Consider the following 8,999-nt stretch of genomic DNA (forward strand, 5'->3'; position numbering starts at 1 on the left):
TCGCGCATGTTCCGTACCTCGTGCCCCCAATGCGGCGCGCCGGTCGAGTTTCGCTCGGCCGCGGCGGTGATGGCCGTCTGCGCGTTCTGCCGCAGCACGCTGCTCAAGCGCGGCGCCGACGTCGAGCGCGTCGGCGAACTGGCCACGGTGCTCGACGATGCATCGCCGATCCAGATCGGCACGGCCGGGCGCTACGGCACGCGCGCGTTCACGGTGCTCGGGCGCATCCAGATGACCTACGATGCCGGCGCGTGGAGCGAATGGTACGTCGTGTTCGACGACGGCGCGTTCGGCTGGCTGTCGGATGCGTCGGGCCAGTACGCGATCACGGTGCGCGAACCCGACGATGCGGCAGGCGCCGCGTGGCCCGCATTCGGCACGCTCGAGCCGGGCATGCGGATCGACCACGGCGGCCGCGCGTATCTGGTGTCCGACGTGCGTACCGCACGCTGCACGGGCGGCGACGGCGAGCTGCCGTTCCGCGTCGATGCCGGGTGGGAAGCGCGCGTCGTCGACCTGCGCACCGGCAATGCATTCGCGACCTACGACTATTCCGACGCCGAATCGAACGGCGGCATCCCGGTCGTTTATTCCGGCGAGGCGCTGGAATTCGATGCGCTCGGGTTCACGGGCTTGCGCGATACCGAAAACGATACGCGCGAGAAACGCGGCGCGGAGATGGTGTCGTTCGCGTGCCCGAGCTGCGGTGCGCCACTGTCCTATGCGCCGAACGTGGCCGACTACGTCGTGTGCGGCAGCTGCCATGCGGGCGTGCAGTGCACGGCCGAGCAGCAGACCGTGTTCGCGGCGCAGCGCAAGCTGGAATCGGTGAAGGGCGCGCTCGAACTCGGCGCGATCGGCACGTTCGACGGTGTGAAGTACACGGTGATCGGGATGATGCGCTGCCGCGTGCCGGGCGACGCCGAGACCTGGGACGAATACCTGCTGCTGAACCCGAAGCGCGGCTTCCTGTGGCTGGTGCAAAGCGAAGGGCGCTGGGAGCGCGTGCAAGTGCTCGACCATTGGCCGACGATCGGCAGCGAATCCAGCGTGACCGATGGCGGCAAGACCTATCGTTTGCGCGAGGAATACGAATCGGAGGTCGTCTACGTGGTCGGGGCATTCAACTGGCGCGTGCAGGCGGGCGACCGCACGTCGATCATCGATTACGGCTGGCAGAAGGACAAGCTTACGCGCGAGCGCAGTGACGCGGAGATCGTCTGGTCGCGTGCGCGGCCGCTGACGGGCAGCGCGCTCGCCGAGCGTTTCGGCACGCCGGCGCTGGCGACGGCCACCGCCGCTGCCGCGGGCGCGGGCGCCACCGAATCGATGGGCCTGTTCGGCAGGAAGGGGCCGCACAGTTTCGCGCCGCTGCCGTTCATGTTCAGCGCGTTGCTCGTGGTCTTCAACCTGGGTTCGCTGTTCTCGTTTACCGGACGCTCCGTCTACGTGCTGGTCGGCCTGCTGGTGCTGTGGCTGCCGGAATGGCTGTGGGCGCGTTTTGCGTCGGACGGGGGCAACGCGTGATCCGGTACATCCTTTACGGCATCTACGGCCTGATCGTCGTCACGCTGTTCAGTTGCGCGTCGATCGGCGGCGGCGGTTCGGGCGGCGGCGGGTGGGGCAGTTCGTCGGCGCGCAGCGGCTACTCGTCGTACGGGTCGCACAAATGACCGCGCGCGACGGGATCGCGCCGCCCTGTGCGGCGCTCGGCTCGCACGTGCTGGCCGACCTGGCCGGCATCGACGCGGCGCTGCTGCGCGACGCCGCGCGACTCGAGGCGATCCTCACCGACGCGGCGCAACGGGCCGGCGCGCGCGTGATCGGCGCGCACTTCCATCATTTCGGCGGCGAGCATGGCGTGACGGGTGTCGTGTTGCTGGCGGAGTCGCACATCACGATCCATACGTGGCCCGAGCATCGTTTCGCGGCCGTCGATGCATTCATGTGCGGCGCGGCGCGCGCGGCCGACGCGGTCGATGCGATCGCCGCGGCGCTCGGCACGCAGGCGCAGGTACGGCAGCAGGTTGCGCGCGGCGGCGCGCCGCTCAGCGCGGCAGCGCTTCCGCTTCGGCCCAGCGCTTGAACGAATCGAGACGCCGGCGCGTGTGCACGAGGTAGAACGCGCCGATCAGCGGTTCGAGCAGCCAGCGCAGCCAGGCAGGCTGGGCGCGGAAGTGGTACGTGAATTTCACTTCGGTCATGCCGGGCGTGCGCTCGGTGAAGTTCCAGCTGCCGCTGAAGCGTTGGAGCACTTTCGGCCCGTCGACCATTTCGACGGCGGCGACCTGCGGCGGGCGGTACGAGATGTAGCGCGACACCATCGTCGCGCCCGACTGGCTGCGGCAGAACGCATCGACGCCGACATGGGCAGTCGTTCCGTCGAGCAGATAGGCATCGATGAGGAAGCTGTCCCACACGAGCCGCCGGCCGTAATCCTGCGACCACGTGAACAGGCGTCGGCGATCGACGCCGACGGTCCGGCTGACTGAGATCCTCATGAGCGCGCGCGCCAGGGTTCGGATTGGAATGCAATCGAGTGTACCGCGCCAATAACCTGTGTTTCGTCAGACTTCGTCAAGTCGAGCGTGGGCTCGAATGGGATCGATTGACGCACTTCGGGAATTCCCCTAGGATTTATCCCAACCCTTCGGGACAGACCCGGAGCGTTTCAATCTCTTGAGGGAGCCTCATGAGTACGCAACAGAACCGGCGCTTCGACGCGCTCGTTTTCATCGGTCGTTTCCAGCCTCCGCATCGTGGTCACCTGAACGTGCTGAAGTCGGCACTGAGCCGGGCCGAGCGCGTGTGCGTGCTGATCGGATCGACCGACAAGCCCCGCACCATCAAGGATCCGTTCTCGTTCGACGAGCGCCGCCAGATGCTGGCTTCGCTGCTCGACGCGTCCGAGCGCGACCGCGTGACGATCGCCCCGCTGCAGGATTCGACCTACAACGACGGCGACTGGGTGCGCTGGGTGCAGGATGCGGTGGCCGGCGCGCTCGGCGACGTCGCGCAGCGCAAGGTCGGGCTGATCGGCCACGAGAAGGACGCCACGTCGTATTACCTGCGGATGTTCCCGCAATGGGCGCTCGTCGACGTCGACGCGACGGAAGACATTTCCGCTACCGAGATCCGCGACCAGTATTTCGCCGAACGGACCAACAGCTTCGTGCAGTGGGCCGTGCCCGAACCCGTGTTCGGCTGGCTCGAGCGGTTCCGCACGCAGCCGGAATTCGCGCAACTGAAGTCGGAAGCCGAATTCATCGCCGCGTATCGCAAGGCCTGGGCGGCAGCGCCGTATCCGGTCACGTTCGTGACGGTCGACGCGGTGGTCGTGCACTCGGGGCATATCCTGCTCGTGCGCCGTCGCAGCGAACCGGGCCGTGGCCTGTGGGCGCTGCCGGGCGGCTTCGTGAACCAGGACGAGCGGCTCGATGCGGCGTGCATTCGCGAACTGCGCGAGGAAACCGGCCTCAAGCTGCCGGAGCCCGTGCTGCGCGGCTCGATCAAGGATCGCCAGGTGTTCGATCACCCGACGCGTTCGCTGCGCGGCCGCACGATCACGCATGCGTGCCTGTTCAACTTTCCGACCGGCGAGCTGCCGCGCGTGAAGGGCAGCGACGACGCCGACAAGGCGCGCTGGGTTCCGCTCAACGAATTCGCGCAGATGCGCAACGTGATGTTCGAGGATCACTTCGACATCGCGTATCACTTCCTGGGGAAGCTGTGACGCGCTGATTCCCCGCATTCGGTCCGCCGCGACAGACGCGGCGGCACTTCAACGGCCTAGAGGAGCTCTAGCCATGCAAAACGATCCCGGCGGCTTTGCCGCGGTTCTCGCCAATCCGATTCTCAACACGGATTCGTACAAGGCCTCCCACTTCCTGCAATATCCGCCGGACGCATCGGCGATGTTCTCGTACGTCGAATCGCGCGGCGGCCGCTATGACCGCACGCTGTTCTTCGGCCTTCAGATGCTGCTGAAGGAGTACCTGTGCAAGCCGGTCACGCACGCGATGATCGACGACGCGCGCGATTTCTTCGCCGTGCACGGCGAGCCGTTCAACGAAGCCGGGTGGCGTCATATCGTCGAGCACTACGACGGCTACCTGCCGGTGAAGATCCGTGCGGTACCGGAAGGCTCGATCGTGCCGGTGCACAACGTGCTGATGACGGTCGAATGCGACGATCCGCAGGTGTTCTGGCTCGCGTCGTATCTCGAGACGATGTTGTTGCGCATCTGGTATCCGGTGACGGTGGCGACCCGCAGCTGGCACCTGCGGCAAACGATCCGCCGCTTCCTCGAAAGGACCGACGACGATCTCGCGCAACTGCCGTTCAAGCTGCACGACTTCGGCGCGCGCGGCGTGTCGAGCGCGGAATCGGCCGCGATCGGCGGCGCCGCGCATCTCGTGAGCTTCATGGGCTCGGATACGGTGCTCGGCGTGCTGGCCGCGAACCGCTTCTATCGCGAGCCGATGGCCGCCTACTCGGTGCCGGCGGCCGAGCACAGCACGATTACGTCATGGGGGCGCGAAGGCGAGGCCGACGCGTACCGCAACATGATCAGCCGCTTCGGTTTGCCGGGCGCGATCGTATCGGTCGTATCGGACTCCTATGATCTGTTCGCCGCGCTCGATTTGTGGGGCGGCGAACTTCGGCAGGCGGTGATCGATTCGGGCGCGACGCTCGTCGTGCGTCCCGATTCCGGCGACCCGGTGACGATCGTGCTGCAAACGGTGCGGGCGCTCGACGTGTCGTTCGGCTCGACCGTGAACGGCAAGGGGCGGCGCGTGCTGAACCACGTGCGCGTGATCCAGGGCGACGGCGTCGACGAGCAGTCGATCGAAGCGATCCTCGCCGCGCTCGACGAGGCAGGCTACGCGGCCGGCAACGTGGTGTTCGGCATGGGCGGTGCGCTGTTGCAGCGGGTGAATCGCGATACGCAGCGCTTCGCGATGAAGTGCTCGGCCATCCGGCGCGGCGGCGTGTGGCACGACGTCCGCAAGGATCCGGTCACCGATCAGGGCAAGCGCTCGAAGCGAGGGCGGCTGACGCTGCTGCGCAATTGGCGCACCGGCGAGTATCGGACGGCGACGCTGCCGGTTGCGTGGGACGATCGGGCGCGGGAAGGCGAATGGGACGAGGCGCTCGAGACGGTGTTCGACACCGGGCGTCTGCTCGTCGATACGTCGTTTGCGGAGGTCAGGGCAAGGGCGCACGCGGGGGAGGTGTGACACAGGTGGCGCGGCGATTCGACTGTGGGTCGCATCGCGCCGGCGGCACGCGCATCAGGCTGCGATGCCGTTGCGCCGCTCGGCTGTCCACCGTTTCTCGTGGCTTTCCGGGGGCGGGCGCCCCGTTCTTGCGGAGCCCGCCTGTCCGCCAATACACGAGAGCCGTGTTGGTTTCGGACATGATAAGCGGGCTGTCCCGGTTCAAGGCCCGGTGCGAGTGCGCATTGCATCCGCGACCGCGTCACGTACGCACGTTGCCGCGATTTCCGACGCGCGGGTCCGAGCCGCACGCGCGAGGCGCGCGATTACCAGCGGCTGGATCACGGTGGATTCCCGGATCGGACATTCGACGACGAGCGGCGAGCGCGTGACTGCCGGGCTTTGCGTGATCAGCAGCGACACGCCAAGCTCGCTTGCGACCATTGCCCGCACGAGTTCGATCGACACCGCGCGATAACGGACCTTCGGCGACAGGCCGCACTGCCAGAACGGCGCCATCAGGAAGTCGCGACTATGCGGCAGGTCGATCAGGATGAATGGGTGCGCGGCGAGGTCGTGCAGCGAGATCGCGCGCTTGCGCTTCGCCAGCGCGGATCCGGCGGGCACGAGCGCATAGGGGCGCAATTCGGCCAGACATTCACGTTCGATGTCTTCCGGCAAGCCGACGTCGTACATCAGTGCGAAGTCGATCTGCTGCTTGTGCAGCGCCATGTCGAGCTGCGCGAGATCGCCTTCGACGAAGCGGATGTCCAAGCGCGGATGACGCTGCTGCGCAAGCTCGAGCGCGTGCGGCAAATAGACCGGTGCGATCGTGCTGAATACACCGATGTGCACGACGCCCCCCGGCTCGTCGCCAGCGTCGTCGGTTGCGAACGCCGACGCCGATGCGAGCAACTGACGTGCCTCGGTGAGCTTGCGCTCGCCGAAGTGCGTGAGCGTCATGCGTGTGCCCGCGCCGCGTGTGAACAGCGGATCGTCGAACAGCGCCTCGAGTTCGCGGATCGCCACCGAGATCGACGGTTGCGATACGTTCAGCAGGACGGCAGCCGCGGTCGTGCTGCCCGCTTCTGCGGCCGCGACGAAATAGCGAAGCAATCTCAGCGACAGCGCCATATCGAACCCATACGGAAATCTTATAACCGTTAATTTATTCCGATATTTTATCTGATTGCCTCGCTCGAACAGAATCACCGCATCGGCCGACTCGGCCCGACCTTCAGGAGAAAGATGCCGTGACTGTGTCCAGGCTGCCGCTCGACGGCATACGCTTGATCGACTTTTCCCGAGTGCTCGCGGGGCCGCTGTGTTCGGCGCTGCTCGGCGACCTCGGCGCCGACGTGATCAAGATCGAGCCGCCCGCCGGCGACGATTACCGTGCGATCGGGCCGTTCGCGAATGGCGAGAGCGGGCTGTTCGGTGCGATGAACCGCAACAAGCGCAGTGTCGTGATCGACATGAAGACGGCGGACGGGCAGGCGCTCGCGCAATCGCTGTGCGCGGATGCCGACGTCGTCGTCGAGAACTTCCGCCCCGGTGTGGCCGAGCGGCTCGGGATCGGCTACGCGGCCCTGTCGGCACGCAACCCGGCGCTGGTCTACGCGAGCGTATCGGGCTTCGGGCAGACCGGTCCCGAATCGAGCCGGCCGGCCTACGACATCATCCTGCAGGCGATGTGCGGGCTGATGGACGCGACAGGCTCGCCAGATGGCGAGCCGACGCTCGTCGGCGATTCCGTGTCCGACGTGGTCAGCGGGATCTTTGCGTCATGGGGCGTGCTCGCCGCGCTCGTTGCACGCGATCGAACCGGGCAGGGTACACACGTCGACGTGTCGATGTTCGATGCGACGATGAGCCTGACCGCCGCGCTCGTCGCGCGTTACGCGACCACCGGCAGGGCGCCGCGGCGTGTGGGCAATCGCCACCCGACGTCTGCGCCGTTCGGCGCCTATCGTGCGGCCGACGGCCATTTCGTCGTCGCGGTACTCAACAACAAACTGTTCGGTCTGCTCGCCGACACGATCGGTCTTCCGGCGCTGGTCGACGATGCGCGTTTCGTGTCCGATACGTCGCGTTGCGAACACGAAGCGGCATTGCGCGCGTGCATCGAGCAGTGGGCCGCGACGCGCTCGGTCGACGAGGTCAACACGGCGCTCGGTGCGGCCGGTATTCCTGTCGCACCGATCCGGAACATTCGGGAAGCGCTCGAAAGCGAACAGGCGCGCACGCGCCGCCTGCTCGTCGAGACGGCCGCGGCCGACGGCTCGCCGATCCGGTTGCCCGCCCAGCCGCTGAAGTTTTCCGCGTATCCGGACACGCGTACCACACGCGCGCCGCAACTCGGTGAGCATACGCGCGCGGTGCTCGGCCGAGTGCTCGGGCTCGACGATGCGGCGATCGCCGCGCTCGTGAAAGCCGGTGTCGTTCACGCGGCCGCCGAAACGATCGTCCCCGGCGCTGCCGCATCCGCGCGACGAACCGAAACCCCTCAGGAGATGAACGATGCTTAAACGACTGGGCGTCGACGACGCCGACCTGGAAATCGCCGACGCGATTCGCCGTTTCGCGCAAGCCGAGCTCGCACCGCATGCCGCACGAGTCGATCGCGACGAATCGCCGACGACACGCTATGTGCCGGCGCTGGCCGAACTCGGCGTGATGGGAATGAACCTGCCTGAGCGCTGGGGCGGAATCGGCGCGTCGCCGGCCGCGATCATTCTGTCGCTGGCCGAGATCGCCAGCACGTGCGCGGCGACCTCGTCGATGATCGGTGCCCACTATCTGGCAACCGACTCGGTGCTGATCGGTGGCGACGACGCGCTGCGTGCCCGCTATCTGCCGGATGCCGCGAGCGGCGCGAAGCTGGGCGCATTCGCGCTCACCGAGCCGCAGGCCGGCTCGAATCCGGCCGGCATGACCACGCAGGCCATGCGCGACGGCGACTCCTACCGCATTCGCGGCGTCAAGCACTTCATCTCGAACGCCGATGCCGCGCAGTTCATCGTCGTCTATGCGAAAACCGCACCGGCGCTCGGTACCCGGGGAATCAGCGCATTCGTCGTCGATCGCGATACGGCGGGCGTGTCGGTATCGCCGCCGGAAAAGCTGATGGGCATTCACGGCGCGCCCGCGCACGAAGTCGCGTTCGACTGCATGGTGCCGGCGTCGAACCGGCTGGGCGACGAGGGCAGCGGCTTCCGCACGGCGATGAAGGTGCTCGACAACAGTCGTCTCGATGTCGCGGCGACGAGCCTCGGTATTGCCGAGGCGGCCCTCGGCGACGCGATCGACTGGGCGAAGCAGCGCCACGTCGGCGGCGAGCCGCTCGCGAACAAGCAGGGGCTGCAATGGCGGTTCGCCGACATGAAGACGCAACTGGAGGCCGCGTGGCTGCTGACGCTGCAGGCCGCGGCGCGACGGGCGGCCGGCGACCCGTTTACGGACATGGCGTCGATGGCGAAGCTGTATGCATCGGAGATGGTGGCGTTCGTGACCGATGCCGCGTTGCAGATCCATGGCGGCTACGGATTCACACGTGAACTGCGCATCGAGCGGCTCGTGCGGGACGCACGCATTCTGCGGATCTACGAAGGATCGTCGGAGATCCAGCGCACGGTGATTGCCCGCACGATGCTTGCGTGATCGCCGAATCGAACGAACAAGGAGACGAATGGTGAAGATACTCGTGCCAGTGAAAAGAGTGGTCGATTACAACGTGAAGGTCCGCGTGAAGTCGGACAACACGGGCGTCGACATCGCGAA

9 protein-coding genes and 1 pseudogene are annotated in these 8,999 nt (G+C 66.7%); 8 read left to right on the forward strand and 2 right to left on the reverse strand.

The window, feature by feature from the left end; genetic code table 11:
* Positions 1–6 precede the first annotated feature (6 nt).
* From J8I33_RS32120 to speD, 3 genes are read left to right on the forward strand one after another with little or no spacing between them, the layout of a single operon-like run.
* A complete protein-coding gene (locus J8I33_RS32120) occupies positions 7–1,527 on the forward strand; it encodes a DUF4178 domain-containing protein (RefSeq protein ID WP_209939796.1) in 1,521 nt (506 codons plus the stop codon).
* A complete protein-coding gene (locus J8I33_RS32125) occupies positions 1,524–1,673 on the forward strand; it encodes a hypothetical protein (RefSeq protein WP_155634559.1) in 150 nt (49 codons plus the stop codon). Before J8I33_RS32120 ends, J8I33_RS32125 begins: the two co-directional genes overlap by 4 nt.
* Entirely contained in the window at positions 1,670–2,086 is a 417-nt protein-coding gene (gene speD / locus J8I33_RS32130; protein WP_209939797.1) for an adenosylmethionine decarboxylase, read from the forward strand. The genes J8I33_RS32125 and speD overlap by 4 nt, the downstream gene beginning before the upstream one ends.
* Here speD and J8I33_RS32135 read toward each other — a convergent pair.
* Positions 2,049–2,501 carry an SRPBCC family protein gene (locus J8I33_RS32135; protein ID WP_209939798.1) on the reverse strand — a complete coding sequence of 151 codons (453 nt, stop codon included), beginning with the start codon at positions 2,499–2,501 and terminating at the stop codon, positions 2,049–2,051. The two genes, speD and J8I33_RS32135, sit on opposite strands and share 38 nt — an antisense overlap.
* 191 nt (positions 2,502–2,692) lie before the next feature.
* On the opposite strand from J8I33_RS32135, the gene J8I33_RS32140 reads away from it, so the two are divergent.
* Entirely contained in the window at positions 2,693–3,733 is a 1,041-nt protein-coding gene (locus tag J8I33_RS32140) for a bifunctional nicotinamide-nucleotide adenylyltransferase/Nudix hydroxylase (RefSeq protein ID WP_050014966.1), read from the forward strand.
* 73 nt (positions 3,734–3,806) lie between these two features.
* Positions 3,807–5,240 carry a nicotinate phosphoribosyltransferase gene (locus tag J8I33_RS32145; protein WP_124714736.1) on the forward strand — a complete coding sequence of 478 codons (1,434 nt, stop codon included), beginning with the start codon at positions 3,807–3,809 and terminating at the stop codon, positions 5,238–5,240.
* A 201-nt stretch (positions 5,241–5,441) separates the two neighbouring features.
* Here the strand turns inward: J8I33_RS32145 and J8I33_RS32150 are convergent, their stop codons facing one another.
* Positions 5,442–6,353 (reverse strand): LysR family transcriptional regulator, encoded by a 912-nt coding sequence (locus tag J8I33_RS32150; protein ID WP_209927526.1) that lies wholly within the window; start codon positions 6,351–6,353, stop codon positions 5,442–5,444.
* A 119-nt stretch (positions 6,354–6,472) separates the two neighbouring features.
* On the opposite strand from J8I33_RS32150, the gene J8I33_RS32155 reads away from it, so the two are divergent.
* From J8I33_RS32155 to J8I33_RS32165, 3 genes and pseudogenes are all read left to right on the forward strand, one after another.
* A complete protein-coding gene (locus J8I33_RS32155) occupies positions 6,473–7,747 on the forward strand; it encodes a CoA transferase (RefSeq protein ID WP_209939799.1) in 1,275 nt (424 codons plus the stop codon).
* On the forward strand, positions 7,740–8,879 hold the full coding sequence (locus tag J8I33_RS32160) for an acyl-CoA dehydrogenase family protein (RefSeq protein WP_124557011.1): 1,140 nt from the start codon (positions 7,740–7,742) through the stop codon (positions 8,877–8,879). Before J8I33_RS32155 ends, J8I33_RS32160 begins: the two co-directional genes overlap by 8 nt.
* Before the next feature lie 31 nt (positions 8,880–8,910).
* Positions 8,911–8,999: pseudogene (locus J8I33_RS32165) on the forward strand (electron transfer flavoprotein subunit beta/FixA family protein); the annotation flags it as partial.

The sequence above is a fragment of the Burkholderia sp. AcTa6-5 genome (genome assembly GCF_017815075.1).
GTDB classification, from domain to species: Bacteria; Pseudomonadota; Gammaproteobacteria; order Burkholderiales; family Burkholderiaceae; genus Burkholderia; species Burkholderia sola.

Coding starts and splice junctions, on each gene's coding strand:
- J8I33_RS32120 (WP_209939796.1), top strand. CDS start 7: ATGTTCCGTACCTCGTGCCCCCAATGCGGCGCGCCGGTCGAGTTTCGC.
- speD (WP_209939797.1), top strand. CDS start 1,670: ATGACCGCGCGCGACGGGATCGCGCCGCCCTGTGCGGCGCTCGGCTCG.
- J8I33_RS32135 (WP_209939798.1), bottom strand. CDS start 2,501: ATGAGGATCTCAGTCAGCCGGACCGTCGGCGTCGATCGCCGACGCCTG.
- J8I33_RS32140 (WP_050014966.1), top strand. CDS start 2,693: ATGAGTACGCAACAGAACCGGCGCTTCGACGCGCTCGTTTTCATCGGT.
- J8I33_RS32145 (WP_124714736.1), top strand. CDS start 3,807: ATGCAAAACGATCCCGGCGGCTTTGCCGCGGTTCTCGCCAATCCGATT.
- J8I33_RS32150 (WP_209927526.1), bottom strand. CDS start 6,353: ATGGCGCTGTCGCTGAGATTGCTTCGCTATTTCGTCGCGGCCGCAGAA.
- J8I33_RS32160 (WP_124557011.1), top strand. CDS start 7,740: ATGCTTAAACGACTGGGCGTCGACGACGCCGACCTGGAAATCGCCGAC.